Genomic DNA, 25873 nt, shown 5'->3' with positions numbered 1-25873 from the left:
CAACACCATGAACGCTAAGGCTCTTGCGGCGATCGTCGGCACCCTGTCCCTGGCCTCCCTCGCCACCGGCTGTGCCTCCACCAAGTCGGCGGAGGCCACGCCGGCCGCCGCGGAGAAGGGCGCCGAGGGTTCGTGTGGCGCCGCGAAGACCGACGCCAAGGGCGCCGAGGCCGGCTGCGGCGCGCAGAAGCAGGAAGGCACTCCCGCGGCGACGCCGGAGAAGGGCGCCGAGCACGGTTGTGGCGCTGGCGGTTGCAACGGCCAGAAGAAGTAGTCCTCGGCGCACCTGGAGCCGGTGACGACGCCGGCCCTCGCGCCGACCTCCGGGCGGTGGGAAGAGCACCTCCCGCCGCCCGGTTCATTTGTCTTCCGGGAGGTGGCTGGCCGTGGTGGCGACGTATGCGCGAAGACACGGACTGAAGCCCCTGGGCGTGGGCATCGGCCTGCGCAGGAGCTTCTACGAGGAGCTGCCCCGCACCCAGCGGACGCTCGACTGGGTGGAGATCATCCCGGAGAACTTCCTCTCGCTCGGAGGCCGTCCCCAGCGCGCGCTGGACGCGTGCACGGAGCGCTGGCCCGTGTTGCCGCACGGCGTGGGGCTCGACATCGGCGGGCCGGACGAGTTGGACACCGACTACGTCACCGGGCTCGCGGCGCTGGTGAAGCGCGTGGACGCGCCGTTCTTCTCGGACCACCTGTGCTACTCGCGGCTGGGCGGCGTGTACCTGCATGACCTGCTGCCGCTGCCCTTCACAGAGGCCGTCGTCGAGCACGTGGTGCCTCGCGTGCGCGAAGTCGTGGCGCGCGTGGGCCGGCCGTTCCTGCTGGAGAACCCGAGCTACTACGCGAACATGCCCGGCGGCACACTGTCCGAGGCCGACTTCCTGCGCCACGTGGTGGAGGAGGCCGACTGTGGGCTGCTGCTGGACGTGAACAACGTCTACGTCAACGCGCGCAACCACGGCTACGACGCCCGCGCCTTCGTGGACTCGCTGCCGCTGGAGCGCGTGGTTCAAATCCACCTCGCGGGCCACACCACCTACCCGGACGTCATCATCGACACGCATGGCGACCGCGTCTGTGACGACGTGTGGTCGCTGTACCGCTACGTGCTGGAGCGCACCGGGCCGGTGTCGACGCTCATCGAGTGGGACCAGGACATCCCATCGATGGAGGCCGTGCTGGACGAGGCGGACCTGGCGCGCGCGGCGCTGCGGGAAGGGGCGGGGCGATGAAGCCTTCGCTGAAGCACTTCTTCGACAGCATGGGCGCCTACCTCGCGCGGCCGGGCGGCGAGTCGCTGGAGCGGCTCTATACGGCGCATCCGGAGTGGCGCGCGCCTGGCTCGCGCATATCCATCTACGGCGACTTCGTGCGAGGCCACGTGCGCGCCGCGCTGGAGAAGCTCTTCCCGCTGCTGCGAGGCGCGGTGGGCGCGGAGGCGTGGCTCTCGTTGGTGGAGGGCTACACGCTGACTCGGCCCGCGCGGCACCACGAGGTGAACCACATGGGCGAGGGCTTCCCGGCCTTCGTCGCGGACACGCTGGCGTCGCTGGGGCTTCCCGCGTACGCGCCCGCGCTGGCGCGCTTCGAGTGGTCCGACTTCGCGGTGTTCGCCTCGCAAGCGCAGGCGCCCGAGCGCGTGGAGCACCTGACGCCGAATCCCACGCTGGTGGTGCTGGAGCAGCCGTTCCGCATCTGCGCCTACGTGCGAGCCCGTGGCGCGGCGACGGAGCCCGAGCCCGGGGACGAGCTGGCGCTGCTCTGGCGTCACCCGGGGCTCCTGGTGACGTACTACCAGGAGGCCACGCCGCACGCGCTGCTGGTGCTGAAGATGGCGGTGGAGGGGCTGTCCGCGTCGGACGTGGCGGCGGCCACGGGACTGCCCGAGGCCGACATCCTGGACGCGGTGACCCGGCTGTCTCGCGACGGCCTGGTGCTGTCACCTTCCGCGTGACTCAGGCGCGGGGCTCCCGACGCCTCAGTGGCGGACGGAGCACACCTGACCGACGGCGGAGTCCTCGCAGCGCGACACGCCCGGGCACTCCACGTCCTGGGTGCAGGACACCGTGCACTGGCCCTCCAGGCACAACCCGCCCGACAGGCCGAGCTTCTGGCAGCGCGTGTCGTCCGCGCACTCCGCGCCGAGCTGGAGCAGGGCGCGGCAGCCCTGGAAGCGCGCCGGGTCCGGCAGGCAGCTCCCGCGCTGGCAGGTGAAGCCCGCCTCGCACCGGTTCGCCGCCCTGTCCTCCTCGTCCTCGTTCATGGCCTCGGTGCACTGCTTCACGCAGGCGGCGCCGCCCTCGGCCAGGAGCTGGCACGCGGCGCCCTCCGCGCAGCCCCCGTTGACATCACACGCACCGCAGCGCGGGCCGGCGGCGCCACAACGGAAGCCCTTGCAGATCATCCCCGCGCCGCACTGCCCATCCAGCAGGCACTCGACGCAGCTGCCGCCCGGGCCGCACACCAGGCCGTCCGCGCAGCCCGTCAGGCCGCAGCGGTTGAGCATCTCCTCGTTGGGCTCCAACTCGAGGCGGAGTTCCTTCTTCTCCCCCGAGCCCACGCACGCCTCGGCCCGGACCTCCGGAAAGCCCACCCCGGCGATGCTCAGCGCGTAGCAGCCGTCCGGCAAGGGCCCCACGCGCAGCCTCCCCGCGCCATCCAGGTTCTGCCGCTCGAAGGGCGTGTCCAGCACCGACACCTGCACGCCGGCCACCCGCTCGCCATGCGCGGCCTTCACCCTCATCTCGAAGAAGCCCGCGTCCCGGGCCGTCACGCGCTGGACCTTCACCGACTGGCCGCCGGAGACCTTCACGGACACCCGCGTCGCCTTCTCCGACGTGGCGACCACGAACAGCTCCGCGGGCCCCGTGGGCACGCCCTCCAGCTTGAACCGCCCCTCCGAGTCCACCGCCGAGCGCACGTCATGCGCTCCGACGAGGGACACCAGGGCGACCTCCGGGTCGAACTCCGTGAGCTGCCCTTCGATGGTCCCCACTCGCAGCGGCGCGTTCTCCAGGTTTCCGCACGCCCCCGCTCCCAGCAGCAGGACGACGCCCAACGCGATGTGTTGTCTCGAACCCATCAGAATCGATACCCCACACCGGCCCAGCCGCCGGTGAATCCCACGGCCTGTCCCTCACCATCCACCACCACGTACGTCAGCATGAGCTGCGCCTGGGTCATCAATTCCAGACGTTCACCCACCCTCACCACCAGTCCTCCCACCACGCCAGGGCTGACGGTGAAGAAGCGCTGCCCACCCGCGAAGGTGTCCACCTCGAAGGACCGCCCCAGATAGAGGGCGGCCACACGGGGACCCGCGAACAGCGTCAATCGTTCCCAACGCCACAGGTAAGGCAGGGCCATGCCCGCCGAAAACGTGGTGTAGCGGAAGGGGACCTCGTCGTCGGGTTGGAGCTGGAGCGCGCGCCGGCCCGTGCTGAAGCTCAAATCGAACAGCAGCCCGAAGTCGCGCAGCGGCCTGTCCTCCAGCCGCAGCGACACGGCGACCTCCGGTGCCAGCGGCAGCAGCTCCGCGCGGCTGCGCGCGTCCGCGAAGGTGAACATCCCCCCGAGCAGCGACAGCGAGCGACGGGGGAAGGCCTCCGACAGGAGCTGCTCCAGCGGCAGTCGCTGCCCGGCGCTGACCTCCACGTCACGGCGCATCAGCACCGCGCCGCCCTTGGTCAGCTCCACCGTGCGCTTGCCGGGCACCACCGCCGCGCCTCCTGGCAGCTCCGTGCGCGCCTCTCCGTCCACCTTCAGCGTGAAGCCATCCAGCCGGGGGTTGTAGGAGAACAGCTCCGGCCGGCCCGTCCGGGTGATGTTGCCCGACAGCACCACCGGGTCGGCGCCCACTTCCAGGATTTCCGCCGACGGGCGCTGACGGCCCTCGGTGAAGGCGAACGTGCGCCTGCGCGCGTAGTCGTGGGCCTCCGTCGCGGTGACGGCGCCGTCCGTGTTGCGGTCCGCGCCGCCGCCCAGTCCCTCGACGAGGAAGTGCGTGTAGATGTCGTTGCGCAGCCCTTCGTCCTCGCGCGCCGTCTCGCCCCAATCGCAGGCGGCGAACACCATGGACGCTCGCGAGGACTCCTCCAGGGGCCGCGCGTAGAAGCCTGACTTGACGCCCGACAGCTCCTTCGCCAGCTCCGTGGGCAGGAGCGACTTGCCATTGCCGCTGTGGCAGGAGGCGAGCACCAGCAGCCGTCGGCGACTGGAGAGCGCGTCGAACTCCGCCTTCAGCATGTCCATGGACAGCGCCGTCTGGGCGATGGCGCGGTAGGACGCGTCCCGTGTCACCAGGAAGCGGCGCAGCTCACCCGTGGCGTCCCGGGCCAGCGTGCCGTGCGCGGAGAAGTAGACGACGACGACGTCATCCGGCCGGTGGGCCTGCTTTCGCAGCTCTCGCAGCGCCGCGAGGATGGCCGCGCGCGTCGTGTCCTCGGGGCGGGTGAGCACGCGCACCTGGTCGAATCGCCCGCGCGCCGGGTCCAACATCGCCGCCGCCAGGTCCGTGGCGTCCTTGGCGGGGTAGCGCAGGCCGCGCCAGTGCGGGTCGTCGAACTCGGAGATGCCCACCAGCAGCGCCATGCGCCGGGGCGTGTACGCGCTCGACAGCGCCTCCTCGTCGAGCCGCAGCGGTACCAGTCCGCCCTTCTCCGCCCCCAGGGACGAAGGAGTCGCGCAGGCCGTCAGCGCCACCAGCAGGATGGGAAGAAGGTGCCTCACAGTTACCCGATTAGCGGGGATTCTGGCCGTTTCGGACGCGGACGTCGAACCTCGTCACCGCCAACGTGCCTTGTTCCCAGCGCTCACCTTCACCCACCAGCACGCGCTTCACCTGGTCGACCGAGGGCTCCAGGCCCGTGGGTGAGGCGGCCAGCCACAGCGTCAGCGGGCCGGACTCGCCCTCCAGGCTGACGCCGGAGAGCCCCTGGGGCCCTCGCAGGTCATGCGTCCCCGCCTCCAGTTCGAACGAGCCGAGCAGCTGGGGCTCCTCGTCCGCGCGCTTCTGGAAGAGCAGGGCGGTGCCCGCCTCGGTGGCGTGGTAGCGCAGGAGCAGCACGTCGTCGGAGTCCACCAGGGTGTCCGGGTCCAACCGGCGCAGGGCGCCATCCGAGCCTCGCGCCACCACCGCCAGCTCCAGGGCGATGCGGCCCACCTGGCCCTTCACGCCCGGCTCCTGGGACGCGGTCCCCACCTCCACCCCGGTGCCGCCTTGCCGTAGCCGGGGCACCACCACCACCGCGAGCAGGCCCGCGGCCACCGCTCCGGCGATGAGGCCCCACCGTCGGGAGTCCTGGCGGGGCGCGCGCAGCTCCCGGCGCACCCGGGCGAAGCCCACCTCGTCCAGCGGGGCGTCGGTGCGGGGAGGGGCCAGGGCGAGGAGCAGGGCGTCCGTCCGCCCATCCAGGACGTCGGGGCCGGAGTGGGTGGCGAGGAAGCCTTCACACACCTCACACGCGGTGGCCAGGTGCTCGCGGAAGTACTTCACCGCCTCCGGCTCACGACGGGCAAGGGCGCGCAGCGCCTCGTCATCCAGGTGTCTCATGAACACTCACTCCCACCGACCGGCGAGCACTCGCCGCAGCAACTCTCTCTTGATACGGCCCCGGAAGCGCTCGAGTCTCATCGTCACCGCGCTTTTCCCCACACCCAGCTGCTCGGCAATCTCCCGCGCCGAAAGCTCTCCTTCGATATAGAAAAGCTGGACTGTCCGCTTCTCTTCTCCCTCGGGCAGCTCGGAGATGAGCTGGCGGACCACCTCGATGTCCCGCTCGAGCTGGAGGGCCTCCGGGAGGGCGGGCACCGACTCGGGCTCCGGGTCTGCGACGTCGTCTTCCAGGCGCCGCGCGCTCGCCTTGCGCTCCAGCCGCGTCCGGGCCCGGTTTCGAGCGATGGACAGGAGCCACGCCTCGAAGGCGCCGGCTTCCTTGAGCCGGGGCAGGGCACGGAATGCCCGGACGAAGGTCTCCTGGATGACGTCTTCCACCTCGTCGGAGTCGAGCGGGGCGAACCCCGCCATCAGCCTGGCCACGAGGGGACGTGTGCGCCGGTACAGCTCACTGAAGGCGGAAGTCTCCCCACTCGCCGCGCGACGCACCCACTCCGCCAGTCCCTCCGTGGAACCCACCTGTCCTCCCAGGACCCCCGGAAGTGTCCGGTGGCCACGCGCGCTCGGCTCGACTGGCCCCTGGCCACTCCAGGAAGCGGGCGGGGCGGGCCGCTTCCTACTGGCTCCCAGGGGGGGCTCGGGGGGAAGAATGCGTCCCGCCGTTTCAATTCCGCGAGGACCCCGCCATGCGCGTCATCAACTTCAATCCTGGCCCCGCCGGCCTTCCCCAGCCCGCCCTGGAGCGCGCCCGGGACGAGCTGCTCGACTTCCAGGGCTCCGGCATGTCCGTGATGGAGCACAGCCACCGGGGCAAGGAATACGAGGCCGTCCACGACGAAGCCATTGCCCTGCTGTCCGAGCTGACGGGATTGCCCACCACCCACCAGGTGCTCTTCCTCACCGGCGGCGCGTCGCAGCAGTTCGCGCAGGTGCCGATGAACTTCCTCACCCCCGACACGAGCGCGGACTACCTCATGACGGGCGTGTGGAGCGAGAAGGCGCTCGACGAGGCCAGGTACTACGGCAAGGCCCGCGTCGCGGTGACGACGGTGCAGCCCGACAAGCACTACACGCGGGTGCCGCGCCAGGACGAGCTGAAGCTGGATGCGAAGGCCTCGTACGTCCACCTGACGAGCAACAACACCATCTACGGCACCCAGTGGCACACGACGCCGGACGTGGGCACCGTGCCCCTGGTGGCGGACATGAGCTCCGACTTCCTGTGGAAGAAGATGGACCTGTCACGCTTCGGGCTCGTCTACGCCGGAGCGCAGAAGAACCTGGGGCCCTCCGGCGTGACGCTGGTGGTGGCGGCGAAGGACTTCATCGCGCGAGGGCGCAAGGACATCCCCAAAATCTTCCGCTACTCCATCCACGCGGAGAACAACTCGCTCTACAACACGCCCCCCACGCTGGCCATCTACCTGGTGCGCAACGTGCTCGCGTGGATGAAGAGCGTGGGTGGCCTGGAGCAGATTGAAGCGTGGAACCGCCAGAAGGCTGAGCTGCTGTATGGCGCGCTCGACAAGCTCTCCGGCTTCTACCGGGCGCCGGTGGAGCGCGAGTCCCGTTCAGTGATGAACGTCGTGTTCCACCTGCCCACGCCGGAGCTGGACGCGGCTTTCGTCGCTGACGCGAAGCAGCAAGGAATGGTGGGGTTGAAGGGGCACCGCACCGCCGGCGGAATCCGGGTTTCCACGTACAACGCCGTGACTGTGGAGAATGTGCGCACCCTTGTCACCTTCATGGAACATTTCGTGAAGACCCGCGGGTAGTCTCCGTCGAACTCGCGGAACAACTCATCTGGAGGGTTTCATGAAAGCCACGCTGCCCGCCGTCGCGCTCTGCCTGCTGTTCGCCGTGCCCGCCTTCGCCAAGGAAGTGGAAGTGGCCGGGGTGAAGTATCCGGAGACCGCCAAGGTGGGCGACAAGGAGCTGAAGCTCAACGGAGTGGGCCTGCGCAAGAAGGTCGTCTTCAAGGTCTACACGGTGGGGCTGTATCTGGAGACGCCGTCGAAGGACGCCGCGCAGATCCTCGCCGCGGACGAGACCAAGCGCGTCCGCATGTACATGCTGCGCGACCTGGACAAGAAGACCATCACCGAGGCCATCGTCGACGGCTTCAAGAAGAACGCGGGCGCGAAGATGCCGGCGCTCCAGGCGCGGCTGGACACCTTCACCGCGGAGATTCCCGACCTGAAGAAGGGTGACGAGCTCATCCTCACGTACATCCCGGGCACGGGCACTCAGATTCAGAGCAAGAAGGAAGGCGAGAAGATCTCCGTGGAGGGCAAGGACTTCTCGGACGCGCTCTTCTCGGTGTGGCTGGGCAAGGAGCCGGTGGATGGCGGCCTGAAGGACGGGATGCTCGGCAAGGACTGAGTCCGACGTCCGACGTCCGACGTCCGACGTCCGACGTCGCGTCACCTGGGGGCGCTCCGTGTCTCGGACAGAGGCACGGGGCGCCTTCCGCGTTTTCGGACGGGCCGGGGGACGCTTGAAATACGTGGGTGCGTGGCGCGTAGTAGGAACGTGCCCGGCTGCACGGCGACGCCGGGTCTGATAGCAACCGGCCGGTCAGGAGGACGACATGGGAATTTGCGCGTGGCTGGTGCTGGGCGGAATCGCGGGGTGGCTTGCGAGCATCATCAAGGGCACGAATGCGAAGATGGGGATGTTCGCCAACATCGCGACCGGCATTGTCGGGTCGATGCTGGGCGGCTGGCTGTTCAGCCTGCTGGGTGGCCGGGGCGTGACGGGGCTCAACCTCTACTCGCTGGCGGTGGCCACGGTGGGGGCGGTCATCCTCATCAGCATCGTCCAGGCGATACGAAAATAGCGCCCGGGGCCCCTGACGCCTTCAGAAGAGGCTGAGCTGGGGTGACGGTGGCGGCTTGCGCGGCGGGCGCCGGAAGGTGTCCGGCGCGTCCTCGGTGATGAAGGAGGTGCGCAAGCCGACCTTGCGCGCCGTCGTCTCGAAGAGGCGGTGGATGGTCTCCGCGTAGAGGCCCTCGCCGCGCATGCGGTGCTTGAAGCGGGAGTCGTTGAGCTCCCCGCCGCGAATCTCCCGGATGCGGTGCAGGACGCGCTCGGCGCGCAGCGGAAGCTTGGCGCGCAGCCGCTCCTCGAAGACGTCCTTCACGGGCCCGGGCAGGCGCACCAGGGTGAAGTGCGCGCGGGTGGCGCCGGCTTCGCGCACGGCGGTGAGCACGCGGTGGATGTCCTCGTCGTTGAGCCCCGGGATGATGGGGGCCACGGAGACGGCCACGTTGAGGCCGGCGTCGGCGAGGCGGCGAATCGCGAGCAGCCGCCGCTGGGGTGACGCCGCGTAGGGCTCCATGGCGCGGGCAATCTCCGCGTTGTGGAAGGGCAGGCTGACGCTGACCCACAGGCGGGCCTCGCGGGAGATGCGCTGGAGCACGTCGAGGTCCCGCTCGATGAGCACGCCCTTGGTGATGATGCCCACGGGGTTGCGGTACTCGGCGCAGACCTCCAGGCAGGCGCGGGTGAGGCGCATGGACGCCTCGAGCGGCTGGTAGCAGTCGGTGACGCCGCTGAAGACGACCGTCTCCCCCTTCCAGGACGGGCGCTCGAAGTGCTCGCGCAGCAGCTCCGCGGCGCGGGGCTTCACGACGAGCTTCGTCTCGAAGTCGGTGCCCGCGCCGAAGTCCAGGTACTGGTGCGTGGGCCGCGCATAGCAGTACGCGCAGGCGTGGAGGCAGCCGCGATAGGGATTGACGCTCCAGCTGAAGCCCACGTCGGGGCTGTCGTTGTGCGAGACGACCTGTTTGCTGTGGTCTTCAAAGACTTCCAGCCGTGACGGAGGAATCTCGTCGAGGTACTCCACCTCGGTGCTCGCCCACGGGTTGGGCGGATTGTCGATGGGGCGCGCCTTCACGCGCCCAGGGTGGGGCTGAAAGCGCGTTCAGTCAAGGGCTGGTACGTCGATCGATTTTCTTCGGTCCGGGGCTGAGGTGAAATGCGGGCTCGGTTCGTTTCCTGTCGGCGGTACCAACGTCACGCAGGAGTTCTCGAGCATGAAGTCTTTTGGAATGAAGTCGCTTCTGACAGTCCTGTCAGTGCTGGTCGTCTCCCTGGTGGGATGCGGGGCTCCGGAGGAAGCGTCCCACGCCTCTTCTGGTTCCACAGCCCAGGCACTGGCCGGTCCCTATGATGCCTGGGTTGCCCGCCACGCGCTCACCGCCGCCCAATATCAGACGGAGTTCAGTACCTGGACCGGTCAAGGCTATCGGCTCTCCTATGTCAGCGGTTACGAGGAGGGGGGCAGTGCCCGTTACGCGGCCATCTGGGAGCAGACGAGCGGCCCGGCCTGGCGGGCCTTCCACGGGCTGACCTCCGCGCAGTATCAGACCACCGCCGTCAATCAACATGCGCAGGGCTACCGCCCGGTGGTGGTCAACGGGTACAGCGTCGGAGGCGTCGCCTACTTCGCGGTCATCTTCCACTCGGACGGTGTCGCCGCGTGGGTGGCCCGTCATGACCTGAGCGCGTCCCAGTACCAGACGGAGTTCAATACCTGGACCGGGCAGGGCTACCGGCTCGTGCACGTCAGTGGCTACACGTCCGGGGGCGCGGAGCGCTATGCGGCCGTCTGGGAGCAGACCAGCGGGCCGGCCGCGCGGGCCTACCACGGGCTGACCGCGGCCCAGTACCAGTCCACGTTCAATACCAACGCGTCCCAGGGGTACCAGCTCGCGAAGGTCAGCAGCTACAACGTGGGCGGTACGGACCGGTATGCGGCCATCTTCCACGTGTCCTCGGGGATTCCGACCGCCGCGCGCCATGGGCTCACCTCCGCCGGGTATCAACAGGCCGCGACGGACCTCAAGAACCAGGGATACCGCCCTGTCGTGGTGGCGGCGCACCACAATGGGAGCCAGCCCGAGTTCGCGCTGGTCTGGCAGAACCTGACGTTCAGCGCGGCCGACCTGCAGCACATCGACACCACCGTCCAGCAGGCGATGGCCAACACGAACACCGTCGGCCTGTCGCTGGCCATCACCCGCCGTGGGCGCCTCGTGTTCGCCAAGGGGTATGGCCTGGCCGACCAGGCCAACAACACCCCGGTCAACTCCTCCCACCGCTTCCGCGTCGCCAGTGTGTCCAAGCCGCTGACGTCCATTGGCATCATGCGGCTGATTGAGAGCGGCCAGATTCAGCTGACGGACCGAGTCTTCGGCCGGGGTGGCTTGCTCGGTGAGACGTTCGGCGCGCAGAGCACCTACGTGGACAGCCGTGTCCTGAACATCACGGTCCAGCACCTGCTGGAGCACACCGCGGGAGCCTGGGACAACGACGGCGCCGATGGGACGGGCGACCCCATGTTCATGAACACGGGCATGACGCACGCGCAGCTCATCCAGTGGGTGTTGCAGAACGTGCCGCTCGAGTTCGCGCCTGGGACGCGGTACCAGTATTCGAACTTCGGCTACAGCGTCCTCGGTCGCATCATCGAACGCGTCACGGGGATGACCTATGACGCCTATATGCAAAGCCAGGTGTTCACGCCCAGCGGCGCCACCAGCTTCGCGGTGGGCGGGGATACCCTGGCCGCGCGTCTGCCGAACGAGGCCGTCTACTACCAGCTTGGCGCGGGGGCCTTCAATCCGTACGGCATGCCGGTGCGTCGCATGGATGCGCACGGCGGCTGGGTCGTCACGCCCATCGACCTGCTGCGCGTCTCCGTGAAGGCGGATGGGTTCAACACCGTTCCGGACCTGCTGAGCGCGGGCACACTCACCACGATGACCACGCGCACCACGGCGCTCGACACCTTGGGCAACCCCGTCAACTACGCCAAGGGCTGGTCGGTGAACAGCCTCCCCAACTGGTGGCACGGCGGCTACGTCCCGGGCACCCTGGCCCTGATGGTGCGGACCGATGACCGCTATGGGCCCAGCCGCTCCGAGGCATTCACCTGGTCGGCCATGACCAACTCCAACAACAGGTCCGGCTCGGGCACGCCCGACATCAATCTCGACGGCCTCATGTGGAGCGTCGTGAACGGCGTCAGCGCCTGGCCCGCGCACGACCTGTTCTAGGCAAGGCCTTGGCCGGATGACTCGTAGGACCGGCGGGATTCGTAAGGGGCCGTGCGCGCGAGACACGCGCACGGCCCTCGTAGCTGCTCGTCAGCTCAGTCCGTGAACTCGCGGAATACGCCCACGCCGGTGCCCGCGTTGGTGCTCAACCGCGCCACGCAGCAGGTCGGCTCAGTCCTGGTTGCTGGAAGCGCCTCGAGCGGATTCCCAGGCGGACAGGCTCTGCCGCTGTCGGGGGACGGGCCAGTCATGCTCGAAGTCGAAGGGCCTTCGAGCCTGCAGCGTGAGCTCGAGCGCGGCGCGACTTCGAATCTCCGGTGGCGTCAGGGCTCCCTTCAGCTCATCGAGGCAGGCACCCAGGTTGAATGGACGGCCATGGCGCCACCTCGCCCCATGATGAAACCGGTGCTGGTGGGTTGCCCACCATCGATGCCATGGCTCGGGGTCTTGGCTCCACTGCTCGACTTCAAAGTCCCCGTCTTCGGACTCCACCTCATCCGAGGCCACACGTGCTCGCTGTTTCAGGTCCGCGCCACTGAGGAGTCCAAGTGCCCTGGCGGCAGCCTGCGCGCCGGGTGCCGATTCTTGTGTCAGGTGGGATAGCAACTCGGTCACCGCCGCGCCCAGTCCGAGCATTCCCATGGCGTCGAGCCCCGCGGCAGTGAGTTCTGGATGTTTGCATGCCTGTCGCAAGACAGGCAGTGCCTGTGCGTCACCCGCCAACCCCAGCAATCTCAAGAGCGGTGGAGTCCCCTGTCCCTCGGCGCATCGCTGTCGACAGAGGGGCAGCGCGAGCTTCGAGCCCAGCATCAGCGCGGCGCGGGCCAAGGGTTCGGTTGCACGAGGGGCTTCATGGGAGAGCTGGGATTCAATGCGGGCGAGGGCAGGTTGATGGCGAAGCCGGGCGAGAGCGAGGGCCGCCTCGTCCCTCACGGAAGCGTCTCCGTCGTCGAGCAGCGCGAGAAGCCTGGAGGGCGCGCCTTCTCTCCGGTGTCCCAGCAGCGCCGCGCTCGCTGCCCGCACCTCGGGACGTCTGTCACTCAGTGCAAGGATACAGAAGTCGGCGAACCCTGGGTTCGATACAAGGACCAGCGCCTCGGTCCACGCTGTCAGAACGGCTGTGAGGTCTTTTTCGCGGGACTGAAGGAGGCCGTCGAGGTCGCATGGATCGAGCGCAAGGGAGGCCAGGACATGGAGCCCCGCCCGGAGTTGCCCCTCGTCTCCCGTAACCAGGAGTTCGCGAGCACACGCCACCGCCACGTCCCTGGACGCGCGCAGGGCTCCGACGTGGCGCGCGAGCCGCGACTCGAGCTCCTCCGCATCCATCCAGGAGCAGCCAGGGGTGACGAACGAGCGCCTCCGCTGTTGGAGAAGGAATTCCACCTCGGAAAGGTGCCGCTCCTGAAACTCCATCAGGAATGCCGCCGCCTCGGGATGCTCCCTCAGGTTCTGGCTCCCGCGGCGGGGACTCAGGGCGTCAGACGAGGAGGGTGTTGTCACGCAGCACCTCCGTGACTTTCGACAATCCTGCTTCGCTCGTCGAGGCAACCTCGACGATGAGCCCGCCTCGGGGTGGGTGGTGCGCGTAGATGGCGGCGTCCTCGCGATCGAGCAGCAGGCAGGAGGGCCCTGTGTGTGCAAGGCGCTCGAACCCCAGCTTCAGGGCGACCTGCTTCAGGGCCTCGAACTGCTCTGTTTGAGGAGCGTTGCTTCCCTGTTGCCTCGTGAGGGAGATCATCAGCGTCGTCCGGACGGGCATGGGCTTCAGGCGCTTGTACAAGAACCCGAGGGAGAACAGCATGGCCCTGAGCGAGTGGTAGCTCGGGTGGACACGCCCCTCGAACACGGCGTTGCCACCGGTCTCGAACCGGACCACCCAGAAGTCATCGTCACTGGGGGAGTCGAGGTCGAGGTAGTAGTCGAAATAGGGGTCCTTCAATTCCATGGCCACCAGGACGTAGCGAGGGGGCGGACGCCATTCTTCCGACTCGAGGCTTTCGATGAGCGCGTCGAGGTCGAAGCTCACGGAGGGAAGCTCCAGGTTTCCCATGCTGCTTCCCATCTTCCGCAAGAACTCCATGTAACGAGGTGGCGGTTCACGGCCGACGAGGTCCGCGAAATGCGCGATGCGTTCCATGGACGCCCCCCGGATGGTGGCTGGGTAACCCGGATCGTACCGGCCCAGGAGCGCGATGAGGTCATTCACCATGAAGCAGTCTCCTCATGACTCAGGGCAGGGCTTGTGGGGAGGGCAGAGCATGGGCGTCAGATGAATCTGGCAGGTATCGCAGGATGGCACGACATCACCATGCCGGAACTCCTCGGTGACCTGTCGAGTCTCTTTCCCGAGGGTTTTGAAATAGGTGACGCCGACGGTGGTTCGAATCTCCAGTTTGCTCTTCTTGTTGGCGCGCGCCACGGCGGGCTCCGGAAAGTAGAACATCTCGGTCATGGCTCCCGGCTTGTGTCCATCCCGGTGCGCCTGCTGGATGAGCTTGGGCGCCGCACATGCCCCCGGGGGATTTCCGGGAGCGGGCAGGGTCTCCGTGAAGAGCTTTTGCCCGTTGGGGATGAGGTCCATGCCATCCCGGAGCTGGGAGAAGTCGACCGGAGCGCACACCACCCAGCGCTTCAGCGCATCCTTCTCATTGATCAAGTCGACGGCCTTCTTGAAGCCGTCCAGCGCCTGGTCGTCTCCGGACATGGCGGCGTAGACCTTCCTCCGGCACTCGCACACCAGCACCCCGACCATGTAGCCCCCTTTCTTCTTGAACACGGCCAGGAAGCTCAGCTTGGGATTCATGCTGATGAGGTCGAGTGTCCCTATCAGCTGAATGGTCAGCGCGGTGCTCTCGGGCCGTTCCAGGATCCGGTGCTCCGCCTTCTCGTACCCACAGGCCCTGGGGCAATCCTCGCCGACCGGATCATCCCCATAGGCAAAGCCACATTCCCCATCCTGCATGAAGGCTGTGTTGAAGGTATTTCCATTGTGCTGGGTGACGTCCATGAAGCGCACGACACCTTTGCCCTCGAACTTCACGTCCAGGCTGTAGGTGCCCCAGGTCATCTTCCCCTTCGTCTTGGACGAGACGAGCCCACCCCCCGCCGTGCCTGCTTCGTCTCCCGTGCTCGTACCCAGCTTGGAGCTCTTGAGCGCCACCGGGTTCCCGTCGATGGTGACCGATGTGCTTCCGTCGGTCAGGTCGCTGTTCTTGGCCACGTTCACGTACGGTACCGGCACGGGCCCTCCCGGCGAGGGAGTCTTGCAGACGTCGGGAGCCGCGCTGGTATTGGTCCCTCCATCACCCGCATGGACGATGGTCCTCCCATTGGCGAAGACGTCGGTCATGGTGCCCTCCCGATGATGCAGGCTCCGACCTTCCCTTCGTCGGAGCAGCCATAGACGAGCATCCTGGCTTCGGACGCTGGAACCGAAGCCTGCTCTCCCAACAACTGAAGCGCCAGACCGAGCTGGACCACACCGGCGCCGGCGCCTACGTCTCCCTGGGTTTCCGCCAGGAGCGCGACGCGTAGCGGCTCGGGCATGAGCGCGGCATTTCGCAGATAGGCCCGATTGAACTCATGTCCCCAGAAGGTCTCGCCCGTCTGACAGGACAGCACCTGCGCGACTCTTTTCATCTCGGTTGTCGGATGAGTGCGCAGGTGGCGGAACGCCGTCGAGAGGCCTTCCGCCAGGCTGGGCTTGCCACACGTCATGGGGCGGGGTTCCTTCGCTACCGTGGCGGCGAGGATGTGACCTTGTGGGCGCAATCCCCGGTATCTGGCTGTCGAGGCCCGCGTGAGCAACACGAAGCCTGCTCCTTCCCCGGGAATGATTCCGTCGCGGACCGTCGAACAGCGCAGTCGATGCATGCCGAGCAACTGCTTCAGTGAGACCGGGTCGCAAAGTGAGTCGGCGGCACCTACCAGCACCTGTCGTGCTCGACCCGCTTGCAGCGCTTCCATGGCCAGCGCCAGGGCCGAGAAGAAACCTGCTCGTCCCTCGTGACAGAGCCCTTCCTCCGCCAGATGGATTCGGTAGGGCGAGGCCACCTTGGCGAGCGCGTCCAACACGCGTGCCTGCTCGACTTCCGCGCCACTGCCGTTCGTCGGGAGGGCAATGAACAAGGGAAGGGCCTCTCTCCCATCCAAATGGACGCCATCGAGGCATTCCTGAAGCGCCGTTGCCGCGAGTGCGACGACGCGCTCGGTGCGAGAACACCGTGCCTCCAGCAGTGTCAGCAGCGAGGCCCGGACAGGCTCCCCGGTCGAGTCCAGGACTCCCGTCAGGAAGAATCGAACCGTACCGGCCGCCATTTCCACCAGCGTGGTGTGCGCAGTCAGCCCCAGCGGCGTGCAGAGCCCCAGTCCAAGCACTGCCACTGCTTCGGTTCTCGGAGTCACGAGAGGGGTTCCTCCCAAGGTTCCAGCTCCCGGACCACCGTGTACTCGTGCGTGGGCAGCAAGCCATGGACGGGCACTGATGCACGCCAGATGAGGGTCAGCGCGCGCTCGTCGGGTTCGAGATGGATGGCGTCGAGCGCCATGGGTCGTCGCTCGACCTGGTTTCGGAAGATGGCCTTGATGACCAGGCGATGTCGGGGCAGTGGGAAGGACAGCGGCCCATCCGGCGAGAGCCCCGAGAGCACTACGGGCTCGCCTCCCTTCAACCAGGGAGCAGCGGACAGCCCAGGTGCCGCGGCCAGGAAGAACCGGGGATCGAAGTCAGCTGGCCAGAGGGGAACTCCCTGCTCGACCCAGGCCGCGTCATAGGTTCCGGCCCAGGCGAGTCGCGGCTGCCAGTGTCGCGCGAGCGGACCGAGCCCCATGGGTGGCACCTGCTGGCTGAAATGCGTCAGGCGATGCGCTGGGTCTTCGACGTTCGGTAGGGGCTGTTCCAACGCCGCCTTGGAAGAGCCATGGAACCCTCGCCCCACGGGATTTCGAGCCTCCGTGGGTCCACCGAAGCTTCGCTCATAGACGAGTGGCAGGAACTCAAATGGCAGGGGCGCTGATGGTTGCAAGGTCAGCACTCCGCGTGCCCAGACGCGTTCGCCTATGACCTGAAGCATTTTCTGACAGGGTCCAATCCGGACGGCCACCTGCATTTCCTTCACGGGTCGCCCGCGCGGGGCCCATGCTCGGCCTGAAATGTAGATGTCGGTCGCCGGGCGGTACCAGGTGCTCTGCCCCTCCATGCGCAAGCTGGACGTCGCTGGGTCGCTCCAGTAGCTGTCCGCCAGTGGAGGGTGCTCCTGCCGATCACTCCGCGCAGGTGGCGTGTCTGAAGCACGTCCGGCACGGGGCAACTCGAAGCGTCCGGATACGCAGACGACCAACTGCTCGCATCCTGCCGCGTCCAAGGACGGAAACGAGATCGCTCCGAACGGCGTGAGGTTCTCGAGCTTGGGCATGAATGGGTACGTTGGCTTGCGCGAGTCCTGGCTATACTGCGCCGAATCTAAACGCCAGACAAGGAGGCCTTGGATACCTTCTGTCTGGTCGATGCGATCCACGCATGTAGCGCCTCGGTGGTGAGAGTCATTGTTGCCCCAGTCGCGGAAAGACTGGCGTTCAGTCCAAGCCGAGACAAGTATGGCGGCGCCGTGCGCTGCTCCCTGACTGGCCCCAAGTCCTGGGCCCCGGAGTCATCATGACGCCTCGTTCGCTGTTCCCCCGCATCGCTTGTCTTCTTTCCCTCGTCGCCCTCGGTTGTGGCGCTCCTGATTCCAAGGAGCCCGTAGCCCAGGAGGACCAGACCGCGGCGGTGCGCGACTACCGCTGCATCCCGCTCTCCACCGAAGCGCTGCGCGTGAAGGCACCGCCCACGGCCCTCGTCGACGGAGACTCACGGCAAGAAGCCCGGGTCTCCACGGCCCGGCTCTGCCCCAGCGGACAGGTTCCCCAGGCGGTGCACAACCCCGCGCCGCCGCGCCCGCTCGCGTCCTGGCTGCCCTCGACGCCCGGCGCTTCCGAAGACAATCGTCCCGTCCACGCGAGCGCCGACTCCATCTACTACGTGGGCGTGTACAAGCCGACGTCGGAGACGGGCTACTCGGCGGGCGTGGGCGCGCGCATCCAGATCAACAACCCGCAGGTCGCCCATACCTTGGACCAGGCCAGCACGGTGGTGTCGATGGTCCGGGGCGCCAGCACCTCCATCGTCGCGACGGGCTACCGCAAGTTCCAGACGACCTATCCCACGCTGCTCGTCGGCCACACGGTGGGCGGCGTGTTCCAGCACGTCACGGGCTGGGTGCAGACCCACGCGAGCTACTACCCGGGCATGGACCTGAGCGGCTACATCGGCGCGAAGCCCCGCTTCTTCGTCCTCTATTCGGGAACCGACTGGTGGGTGTACTTCAACGATGCGTGGGTGGGTTACTTCCCCGGCTCGCGGTGGGGCGGTGCCTTCACCTCGGGCGACATGGCCCACTGGTACGGTGAGGTGTTCGACTCGGGCGCGCGCCTGCCACCTGTGACGGACATGGGCAACGGCCTGTTCCCCCCGAACGCGGCCTCCGGCGCCATCGACGAGATGTGCACCCACAACGGCGCCAACTGCTACCTCATGGGCGCCGCGCAGTCGTACGTCTCCAACGCCGCGTATTACGGCCTGTACTACCCGGGCCTCGCCAACCTCCGCTACGGCGGCAACGGCGGCGGGTAGCCTCCGCTCGAAGTGGCCTGTAGATTCAAGGAGTTGACGCGCCGCTCGGGCCCCGGGCGGCGCGGGTCCGGAGAAAATCGTCCAGGCCGCGAATCCGTTCGGCGGGTGCCCGCCTCTTAGTGGGCAAGGCAGGGCATTTTCCCCGCCACCGCCTTCCAGGGACTCGCATGGCCGCCGCCCACCCGTTGCCCGCTGCTCCCGACGCGATGCTGCTCGCGGCCCACGCGGGTGATCGCGACGCGATGCTCCGTCTGCTCCAGGCGCTCCAGCCCAACCTCCGGCGGTACGCGCAGCAGCGCTGCTTCATCAACGACATCGACGACGCGGTCCAGGAGTCGCTGCTCTTGCTGGCCCGTCACCTGGGCTCGGTCCGGAAGCTGGCGTCCCTGTCGGGCTGGCTGTTCCGCATCGTCCAGCGCGAGTGCCGCCGCCTGGGGCGCGTGACGCTCAAGCAGGACCCCTACGAGGAGGCGCTGGCGGACCAGTGGGTGGTCTCGCACAGCCCAGAGTCCGCGCGGCTCGACGTGGCCTCCGCGCTGGAGTCCTTGCCTCCGCACTACCTCGAGGTCGTCCTGCTGCGCGACTTCGAGGAGCTGTCCATCCGCGAAATCTCCGAGCGCCTGGGCGAAGACGTGCCCGCCGTGAAGAGCCGCCTGCATCGGGCCCGCGCCATGGTGCGCGAATACCTGCTGGCCTGACCTTTCATCCCCGCCTCATCGACATCCGAAGAAGGAGACTTGTCATGGCCAATCCCATGTCCACCCTCGGCATCATCCACACCGTGGTCAGCCTGCCCCCCCTCATCTTCGGTGGCTGGGCCTTCCTTCGCGACGGCCGCATCGACCCTGGCAACCGCGTGGGACGGCTGTACCTGCTGAGCATGGTGGCGTCGATTCTCACGTCGTTCGGCCTCTCCAGCACGGGCGGCTTCAACCCGGGCCACGGCCTGGGCCTGCTCGCGCTCGTGCTCATGGCGGTGGGCGTCGTCGCCTCGCGCGTGGGTGCGTTCGGCCGCTCCACGCCTTACGTGGAGACGCTGACGCTGTCCGCCAGCTTCATGGTGCTGCTGGTGCCCGGAATCAACGAGACGCTGACGCGCCTGCCCGCGGGCCAGCCCATCGCCAGCAGTCCGGAGTCGCCGCCCGTGCAAGCCGCCTTGCTCGCGCTGGTGGTCTTCTTCCTCCTCGGTGCCACGTACCAGGTGCTGAAGCTGCGGGCGCTCGCGCGAAGGAGCCCGGTGGTCGGCTCGGTGGCGTGACGCGCGCAATCCATTCCTGCTTGCGCCATTTCAACCGGCGCCGGAGCGCCTGACAGGAATCGCGCAGACGCCGTCAAGCCGCCCTGTCACGCGTTGAAGTCCGTGCGCGTGACGGGGCCTCGCTTGCTCAGGCCTGGGACGTCACGGCTGCTTCCGCCAGCGGACGTCAATTCCTCTCACCCAGGCCTCGAAAAGGCCGTCGCCCCGGTCCTCGGCGCGGAACACAATCTCACCAGCCTCGGCCTCGAAGACGCACAGTTTCGACTGCGTCTGTTCTTCATGCACGTCGAACGTGGCGAGGACTTTGTCTCCCTGCTGGACGATGAGCCGCCCGCACCACTTGTGGGCGTGCGCATCCAGCGTGAGCGTCGCCGGGCGGGCGAGCGTGGCCTTCGCCGACTCGTGGGCGCCCGCGAGCACGAAGAGCATCTCGTCGCGCCGCGTGTGGTTTCCGCCGAGGCGGGTGATAGGGTTTGGCTTGCGCAGGAGCGAGAGACAGTCCAGCTCTGGAGCCCCGCCCCAGTCAATCACCTGCTGAGATGCGACCGTCAGGCCCTCCTTGTGCGCGTAGTGCGCGAAGAGGTCCTTGCTCATGAAGTTGCGGATCTTGGGGTTGTCCATCCACCTCCCGCACGGGTTCGCGGTGTAGTTCGAGTGGTGGATGAACGCGTGCGCACCCGGCTCCAGGATGCGGAAGAACTCGCGCAGATAGGCCCGCACCACGTCACTGTCGAAGTGGACCATGGCGTCGAAACAGTAGGTGAGCGTCACCGAGTTGCTGCGCACCGCGGAGAGCGACGAGCCGTCGTTGACGACGTAGGTGATTTTCGAATCCCGTCCCGCGAAGCGGCGACGACAGAAGTCGATGTTCTCCTTGTTGATGTCCACCACGTGGAGCCGCTGCGCGAGCGGCAGCAGGTACTCCGTGTTCCGACCGTGACCGGCCGCGAGGTCCAGGGACGAGGAGAAGTCACACTCGCCGATGACGGGCAAGATGAGGTTCCGCCAGGTGTCAGGCATGAAGCGCTCGACTTCTTCGTAGTACGCGTGCTCCTTCCAGTCGTCTCCAACCTCCTTGGCCAGGACGCTGACTCCCTCTTTCGACATTGGCGTGGTTCTCCCGACGGTTGGATGGCTCGGAGCAGACACAATCCATCCCGTCACGGCAAGCGAACTCGACGGATGCACACGGTAAGGCCTATGCTTCCAGTCGCTTGCGCAGCGCTCCCAGTCGGCTGCGGCCCACTGGCAATCGCGTGCCGTCCCTCAGCTCCACCGCGGTGCGCGAGCCCTCCGAGGCGACGAGCTCGCGAATATCCGTCACGCGGATGAGATAGGAGCGGTGGACGCGGAGGAAGTCGGTGGGGAGCAGTTGCTCGAGCCGCTCCAGGCTCTTCTCGCTCAGCTCGGTGCCGCCTCCGCGCAGGACCAGCTCGGCGTAGTCGCCAGCGCCCTGGATGTACGCGACGGAGTCCAGGGGCACGAGGACCACGCCTCCGCCCTTCCTCACCGCGAGGGTGCGCAAGGGAGTGGCCGAGCGGCTCCCCACTCGGCCGAGCGCGAGGGCGAGCCGCTCCGGCGTGTAAGGCTTTGGCACGAAGTCCAGGACCCCCAGCTCGAAGGCGCGCAGCGCCTGATCGGTGTTCGCGGAGACCACCACCGTCTGGAATGCGCCCGCGGCCGCCTCCGTGAGCAGCGCGAAGCCGTCCTCGCCCGAGAGGTTCAAGTCCAGCAGCAGCACGTCCACGGTGCGCTCCGCCAGCAGCTCGCGCGCCTCGTCCAGACTCGCGCACACGCGCGGGGGTGGGCTGTCCGGCCCCAGGTGTTGTTCGCACAGCCGGGCGAGACGGCGCGCCGCCAGCGGCTCGTCCTCCACGATGAGCAGCCTCACGCCGGCACCTCCACCCGCGTCATCCACCCCACGGCGGTAGGCCCATCCTCGAGCCGCCACGCACCGGGGAAGGCCTCCTCCAGGCGCGCACGCAGGTAGCGCGCGCCGGTGCCGTCACCGCCACCCTGGCGCGTGCCCGTGCCCACCGGCGCGAGGAAGACGTAGCGCCGACGCGGCCCCGCGCCCTCGGCGACGAGGCTGCTTTCGAGTCGGAAGGTGTGGGGCGAGACGTAGCGGTTGTGACTGAAGGCGTTTTCCAGCAGCGTGTGCAGCAGGGCAGGGGGGACGGGGGCTTCCAGATCGACGCCCTCGGTCTCCAGGTGGAAGGCCGTGCCCTGTCGGCAGCCCATGACCTCCAGATGGGCGCGGCACAGCTCCAACTCGCGAGCGAGCGGAATGGTGCGCTCACCTGAGACGGCGAGCAGGTGCCGGTACACCGTGCCCAGGGCCTCGATGAAGCGCACGGCCTGCGCGGGCTCCGTCTCCACCCACTCACTCAGCGCGCCCAGCGTGTTCATCAGGAAGTGCGGCTGCAGGCTGCGCTTGAGCAACTCCAGTTGCAGGCGCTCCGCGGCGCGCGTCGCATTCTCGAACCGCTCCTGCTGCCGGCGCTGCTGCCGGGCATGTGCCGCCGTGAGGCAGAGCAACAGCCCTCCGAAGGCGAGGAAGAAGCCGCGCTCGGAGAAGCCCCAGGGCTCCAACAGGTAGAGCGTTCCGGCGAAACCGAGCCCCGCCAGCGCCCCCAGGGGCCCCCCCGGTTCTCCTCTGCGCCACGCGCGCACGGAGAGCGCCGTGGAGACGACGAGCGACGCCCCGAGCGCGATGCTGTTCTTGCCATCGAAGCCCGGAACGAAGGCGAGCGAGAGCAGCCCCAGTCCGAGTCCCGTCCACCGCAGCCAGCGGCGTGGCTCGCCGAAGGCCGCGTGCACCGTCGCCGGCAGCAGCGCCGCCACCGCCAGCACGGCCGCCGCCTGCAGTCGCAGCCGCACCGCGTGCTGTGGGTAGGGATAGTTGGCGAGCCCGCGCCACGCCTCCAGCAGGACGAGCGCGGCGGCGGCGAGGCACAGCAGGCCGAGCAGGAGCGTGGCGAGCCCGCCGTGAGCGAGCCGCACGCGCGCGAGGTGGTAGATCCCCATCAGCACCAGTGCGCCCAGCATGCAGAGGGCTGGCACCAGGCCGAGCATCCGCGCCCGAGCGAGGGACGAAGCCTCGCCCACCTGCAGGTAGTGGAGGGTGCTCACGGGCTGGAAGCCGAGCCGGTGCGCGGAGATGCGCATCGTCAGCACGTGAGGACCCGGCGCGCTGAGCTCGGGCGGAAGCGGGAACAGCGCATCGACGCGCCCTGGTACCTCTTCCGAAGGTGTCCGCCCCACCTGTCCGTTGCGGCCCAGGGGCCCGCCATCCCACCAGGCCTCCCATGACCCGAGCACCGACAGGGCGAGGGCTGGCGTCGGGGCTCCGGCTTCACGCGGGGGCACGTCCACCTGTGTGCGCAGCCAATAGGGGCCCGTCCCCTCGTTCACCTGGTCGGCCGCCACCGTGCGCCAGCCCCGTGTGTCTCCAGAGAGCGCGACCTCCGAGGAGAGCTCCTCCGTGTTCACCTGCACCAGTCCCTGCCGCGCGGAGGGCAGCGCGGCCGAGGCGGCGAGCGAGAGCGCGAGGCATCCCGCGAAGAGGGCGGAGGACATCATGGGCCGCAGCATACGCAGCCCGACGACGTACCACGCGCGCTCCGGCGACGCCGCGAGACGTTGGGCGACCGGCACCCCACGGGCCGTGCTGGCCACCGCATCCTCCGCGCTGAAGACCTTCTCGGAGGAACGCCATGCGCGCCGTGCTCCTGCTTGCCCTCATCCTTCCGTTGTCCCTGGCCCAGGCTCAGGGCCTGGAACTGCGACCCCACACCTTTCAGGCCCGCGACGGTCGAAGCGTTCAGGCCGAGCAGGGCACCCTCACCGTGCCCCTGCGTCACGCTCGCCCCGAGGGTCCGGGCCTGCCGCTGCGCTTCGTGCGCTTCAAGAGCACGAACCCGTCGCCCGCGGCACCCATCGTGTACCTCGCTGGTGGCCCGGGCGGCTCCGGCATCGATGCCGCGCGCCATGGCCGCTTCGACCTGTTCCTCGCCCTGCGCGAGGTGGCCGATGTCATCGCACTGGACCAGCGCGGCACCGGTGAGTCGAACCCTCATCTCGAGCTGGCGCATCGCTGGGCTGTCCCGCTCGAGCAGCGCATCGACGAGGCGCTGCTCGACACCACGATGAAGAAGGCCGCGGCCGAGGCGAGCCGGACCTGGGCGGCGGCGGGCGTGGACCTGGGCGCGTACACCACGGAGGAGAGCGCCGACGACCTGGAGGTGCTGCGCAAGGCGCTGGGCGCGCCGAAGCTCAACCTCTGGGGCATCAGCTACGGCACCCACCTGGGCCTCGCCTACCTGCGGCGCCACCCCCAGCGGGTGGACCACATCATCCTCGCCGGCATCGAGGGGCCGGACGACACCTGGAAGCGGCCTGCCCACGCGGAGGTGCTGCTCGACCGCTGGGAGGCCGTGCTGCGCGCCGAGGGCGAGCGCGGACCGGGCCTGAAAGCGCGGCTGGCGAAGCTGTTGAAGGCGCTGCGGCGCGAGCCCCGCACCGTGGAGTTCACGGACCCGGAGAAGGGGGAGCGTCACACCTGGAAGGTCAGCCCCTTCGACCTTCAGCGCGCCACCTTCGAGTCCCTGAGAGACCCCGCCACCTTCCGGCGCTTCCTCACCCTGCTCCCCGCGCTGGAGGCCGGGAGCTACGAGGCGATGGCGCCCTTCGCGGGCATGCTGCGCGAAGGGATGCTGAGGCCGATGTCGCTCGCCATGGATGCGGCCTCCGGCGTGAGCCCGGCGCGACGCGCCCTCATCGAACGTGAGGCGGCGAAGGCTTTGCTCGGTGGCAGCGCCAACCCAGGCGCACTGCTGGCGGGGGATGTGCCCGGCGTGAGCGACCTCGGCGATTCCTTCCGAGGCCCGCTGAAGGCCACGGCGCCCGTGCTCCTCATCAGCGGCACCCTGGATGGGCGCACGAGCCCGGACAACGCGGAGGCCCTGCGCCCCGGGCTCGCCCAGGCCGTGCACCTGGTGCTGGAGGGCGCGGGACATGACGGCCTCTTCCAGTCGGACCCGCGCATCCTCGAGCGGATGAAGACCTTCCTGAAGGGCGAGAAGCTTCGCGACGAGCGACTGAAGATCGAGACGAAGCGCTGAGGTCGACTGCTCGCTCCGCACACGGGCGGGAGAAGGGCCGCGACCTCGCGGTTGTCGAGGAGGCAGCCCGTCTTCCGTCCGTCACCAGGTCGGTGCACCCCTCTTGCCCCAGCCACACCTTCAGCGCGCGACAGGACTCGCACGCGGAGGCATGACCATGAAGCAGCGCAAGCTGGGACGGCAGGGACTGGTGGTGTCGGAGCTGGGACTTGGGTGCATGGGGATGAGCGAGTTCTACGGCGCGGGGGACGAGGCCGAGTCCCTGCGCACCATCCACCGGGCCTTGGAGCTGGGCATCACCTTCCTCGACACCGCGGACATGTATGGGCCCTTCACCAACGAGGAGCTCGTGGGCCGCGCCATCCGTGGCCACCGCGAGCAGGTGGTGCTGGCCACGAAGTTCGCCAACGTGCGCGGTCCCAAGGGTGAGTTCCTGGGCGTCCGAGGCGACCCGGCCTACGTGCGGCAATCGTGCGATGACTCGCTGAAGCGCCTGGGGGTCGACCACATCGACCTCTACTACCAGCACCGCGTGGACCCGAAGGTGCCCATCGAGGAGACGGTGGGCGCGATGGCGGAGCTCGTGCGCGCGGGCAAGGTGCGCTACCTCGGCCTCTCCGAGGCCGCGCCCGAGACGATTCGCAAGGCGCACGCCACCCATCCCATCTCGGCGCTGCAGACCGAGTACTCCCTGTGGACGCGCGACGTGGAGGAGGACGGCGTGCTCGCCATGGTGCGCGAGCTGGGCATCGGCTTCGTCGCCTACAGCCCGCTGGGGCGCGGCTTCCTCACCGGCCAGTTCAAGCGCTTCGAGGACCTGCCCCAGGACGACTTCCGCCGCCAGAACCCGCGCTTCCAGGGAGAGAACTTCCAGAAGAACCTGGACCTGGTGCAGCGCGTGGAGCAGCTCGCGAAGCAGAAGGGCGTGCCGCCCGCGCAGCTCGCGCTCGCGTGGGTGATGTCCAGAGGCCCTGACGTGGTGCCCATCCCCGGCACCAAGCGCGTGAAGTACCTGGAGCAGAACGCGGGCGCCGCGCGGGTGGAGCTCACGGGCGCGGACCTCGCCCAGCTCGACTCGGTGTTCCCGGTGGGCGCGGCGACGGGGCAGCGCTACCCGGACATGAGCGCGGTGAATCGCTGACG

24 protein-coding genes are annotated in these 25873 nt (G+C 68.3%); 12 read left to right on the top strand and 12 right to left on the bottom strand.

What is annotated here, in order from left to right; translation table 11 throughout:
- Positions 1-7 precede the first annotated feature (7 nt).
- The 3 genes from ACN469_RS40985 to ACN469_RS40975 all read left to right on the top strand — a co-directional run bounded on the left by ACN469_RS40985 (position 8) and on the right by ACN469_RS40975 (position 1957).
- On the top strand, positions 8-274 hold the full coding sequence (locus tag ACN469_RS40985) for a hypothetical protein (RefSeq protein ID WP_498777413.1): 267 nt from the start codon (positions 8-10) through the stop codon (positions 272-274).
- A gap of 115 nt (positions 275-389) precedes the next feature.
- Complete coding sequence (gene bufB, locus ACN469_RS40980) at positions 390-1235, top strand: MNIO family bufferin maturase (RefSeq protein ID WP_498777470.1); 846 nt, start codon at positions 390-392, stop codon at positions 1233-1235.
- Positions 1232-1957 carry an HvfC/BufC N-terminal domain-containing protein gene (locus ACN469_RS40975; RefSeq protein WP_498777411.1) on the top strand — a complete coding sequence of 242 codons (726 nt, stop codon included), beginning with the start codon at positions 1232-1234 and terminating at the stop codon, positions 1955-1957. Before bufB ends, ACN469_RS40975 begins: the two co-directional genes overlap by 4 nt.
- A gap of 24 nt (positions 1958-1981) precedes the next feature.
- Here ACN469_RS40975 and ACN469_RS40970 read toward each other — a convergent pair whose 3' ends face one another.
- The 4 genes from ACN469_RS40970 to ACN469_RS40955 are packed head-to-tail and all read right to left on the bottom strand — an operon-like array spanning position 1982 to position 6136.
- Positions 1982-3085, bottom strand: a complete 1104-nt coding sequence (locus tag ACN469_RS40970) for a carboxypeptidase-like regulatory domain-containing protein (protein WP_498777409.1) — start codon at positions 3083-3085, stop codon at positions 1982-1984.
- On the bottom strand, positions 3085-4731 hold the full coding sequence (locus ACN469_RS40965) for a caspase family protein (RefSeq protein WP_498777407.1): 1647 nt from the start codon (positions 4729-4731) through the stop codon (positions 3085-3087). The genes ACN469_RS40970 and ACN469_RS40965 overlap by 1 nt, the downstream gene beginning before the upstream one ends.
- A gap of 10 nt (positions 4732-4741) precedes the next feature.
- Positions 4742-5554, bottom strand: coding sequence for a hypothetical protein (locus ACN469_RS40960; RefSeq protein ID WP_498777405.1), 813 nt, complete (start codon positions 5552-5554; stop codon positions 4742-4744).
- 6 nt (positions 5555-5560) lie between these two features.
- The gene (locus tag ACN469_RS40955; protein ID WP_498777403.1) at positions 5561-6136 is read right to left on the bottom strand and encodes an RNA polymerase sigma factor; all 576 of its coding nucleotides are present in this window, start codon (positions 6134-6136) and stop codon (positions 5561-5563) included.
- A gap of 167 nt (positions 6137-6303) precedes the next feature.
- Between ACN469_RS40955 and serC the strand changes: the two genes are divergently transcribed.
- From serC to ACN469_RS40940, 3 genes are all read left to right on the top strand, one after another.
- Positions 6304-7392: a 3-phosphoserine/phosphohydroxythreonine transaminase gene (gene serC, locus ACN469_RS40950; RefSeq protein WP_498777401.1), complete on the top strand. Its 1089-nt coding sequence runs from the start codon at positions 6304-6306 to the stop codon at positions 7390-7392.
- A gap of 40 nt (positions 7393-7432) precedes the next feature.
- On the top strand, positions 7433-7999 hold the full coding sequence (locus ACN469_RS40945; protein ID WP_498777399.1) for a chalcone isomerase family protein: 567 nt from the start codon (positions 7433-7435) through the stop codon (positions 7997-7999).
- A 208-nt stretch (positions 8000-8207) separates the two neighbouring features.
- Positions 8208-8456: a GlsB/YeaQ/YmgE family stress response membrane protein gene (locus tag ACN469_RS40940; RefSeq protein ID WP_498777397.1), complete on the top strand. Its 249-nt coding sequence runs from the start codon at positions 8208-8210 to the stop codon at positions 8454-8456.
- Between the two features lie 21 nt (positions 8457-8477).
- On the opposite strand, the gene ACN469_RS40935 is transcribed toward ACN469_RS40940, so the two are convergent.
- A complete protein-coding gene (locus ACN469_RS40935; protein WP_498777395.1) occupies positions 8478-9515 on the bottom strand; it encodes a PA0069 family radical SAM protein in 1038 nt (345 codons plus the stop codon).
- 139 nt (positions 9516-9654) lie between these two features.
- Here ACN469_RS40935 and ACN469_RS40930 point away from each other — a divergent pair, with 139 nt between their 5' ends.
- On the top strand, positions 9655-11679 hold the full coding sequence (locus tag ACN469_RS40930) for a serine hydrolase (protein ID WP_498777393.1): 2025 nt from the start codon (positions 9655-9657) through the stop codon (positions 11677-11679).
- A gap of 1477 nt (positions 11680-13156) precedes the next feature.
- Here the strand turns inward: ACN469_RS40930 and ACN469_RS40925 are convergent.
- Genes ACN469_RS40925 through ACN469_RS40910 form a run of 4 tightly spaced genes read right to left on the bottom strand, consistent with a single transcriptional unit; the run spans position 13157 to position 17093 of the window.
- Entirely contained in the window at positions 13157-13888 is a 732-nt protein-coding gene (locus ACN469_RS40925; RefSeq protein WP_498777391.1) for a hypothetical protein, read from the bottom strand.
- Between the two features lie 12 nt (positions 13889-13900).
- Entirely contained in the window at positions 13901-15028 is a 1128-nt protein-coding gene (locus tag ACN469_RS40920; protein WP_498777389.1) for a DUF4150 domain-containing protein, read from the bottom strand.
- On the bottom strand, positions 15025-16083 hold the full coding sequence (locus ACN469_RS40915) for a beta-ketoacyl synthase N-terminal-like domain-containing protein (RefSeq protein ID WP_498777387.1): 1059 nt from the start codon (positions 16081-16083) through the stop codon (positions 15025-15027). Before ACN469_RS40915 ends, ACN469_RS40920 begins: the two co-directional genes overlap by 4 nt.
- Entirely contained in the window at positions 16080-17093 is a 1014-nt protein-coding gene (locus ACN469_RS40910) for a DUF2169 family type VI secretion system accessory protein (RefSeq protein ID WP_498777385.1), read from the bottom strand. Before ACN469_RS40910 ends, ACN469_RS40915 begins: the two co-directional genes overlap by 4 nt.
- A gap of 239 nt (positions 17094-17332) precedes the next feature.
- Between ACN469_RS40910 and ACN469_RS40905 the strand changes: the two genes are divergently transcribed.
- The 3 genes from ACN469_RS40905 (at position 17333) to ACN469_RS40895 (ending at position 19607) form a co-directional block, all read left to right on the top strand.
- On the top strand, positions 17333-18349 hold the full coding sequence (locus tag ACN469_RS40905; RefSeq protein WP_498777383.1) for a neprosin family prolyl endopeptidase: 1017 nt from the start codon (positions 17333-17335) through the stop codon (positions 18347-18349).
- A 167-nt stretch (positions 18350-18516) separates the two neighbouring features.
- Positions 18517-19047: an RNA polymerase sigma factor gene (locus ACN469_RS40900; RefSeq protein WP_498777381.1), complete on the top strand. Its 531-nt coding sequence runs from the start codon at positions 18517-18519 to the stop codon at positions 19045-19047.
- 44 nt (positions 19048-19091) lie between these two features.
- Entirely contained in the window at positions 19092-19607 is a 516-nt protein-coding gene (locus tag ACN469_RS40895) for a DUF2306 domain-containing protein (protein WP_498777379.1), read from the top strand.
- A gap of 141 nt (positions 19608-19748) precedes the next feature.
- Here ACN469_RS40895 and ACN469_RS40890 read toward each other — a convergent pair whose 3' ends face one another.
- The 3 genes from ACN469_RS40890 to ACN469_RS40880 form a co-directional block, all read right to left on the bottom strand.
- On the bottom strand, positions 19749-20714 hold the full coding sequence (locus ACN469_RS40890) for a class I SAM-dependent methyltransferase (protein ID WP_498777377.1): 966 nt from the start codon (positions 20712-20714) through the stop codon (positions 19749-19751).
- A gap of 91 nt (positions 20715-20805) precedes the next feature.
- The gene (locus ACN469_RS40885) at positions 20806-21498 is read right to left on the bottom strand and encodes a LytR/AlgR family response regulator transcription factor (RefSeq protein WP_498777375.1); all 693 of its coding nucleotides are present in this window, start codon (positions 21496-21498) and stop codon (positions 20806-20808) included.
- Complete coding sequence (locus tag ACN469_RS40880; protein WP_498777373.1) at positions 21495-23189, bottom strand: histidine kinase; 1695 nt, start codon at positions 23187-23189, stop codon at positions 21495-21497. Before ACN469_RS40880 ends, ACN469_RS40885 begins: the two co-directional genes overlap by 4 nt.
- 134 nt (positions 23190-23323) lie before the next feature.
- Here ACN469_RS40880 and ACN469_RS40875 point away from each other — a divergent pair, with 134 nt between their 5' ends.
- Positions 23324-24730 (top strand): alpha/beta fold hydrolase, encoded by a 1407-nt coding sequence (locus ACN469_RS40875; protein ID WP_498777371.1) that lies wholly within the window; start codon positions 23324-23326, stop codon positions 24728-24730.
- Between the two features lie 157 nt (positions 24731-24887).
- Positions 24888-25871, top strand: a complete 984-nt coding sequence (locus ACN469_RS40870) for an aldo/keto reductase (protein ID WP_498777369.1) — start codon at positions 24888-24890, stop codon at positions 25869-25871.
- Positions 25872-25873: the final 2 nt, after the last annotated feature.

Origin of the sequence: Corallococcus terminator (genome assembly GCF_049194865.1) — a bacterium.
Lineage (GTDB): Bacteria > Myxococcota > Myxococcia > Myxococcales > Myxococcaceae > Myxococcus > Myxococcus terminator_A.
Note: the sequence above shows the minus strand (reverse complement) of the source record. Positions and strands in the feature narration are given on the sequence as shown.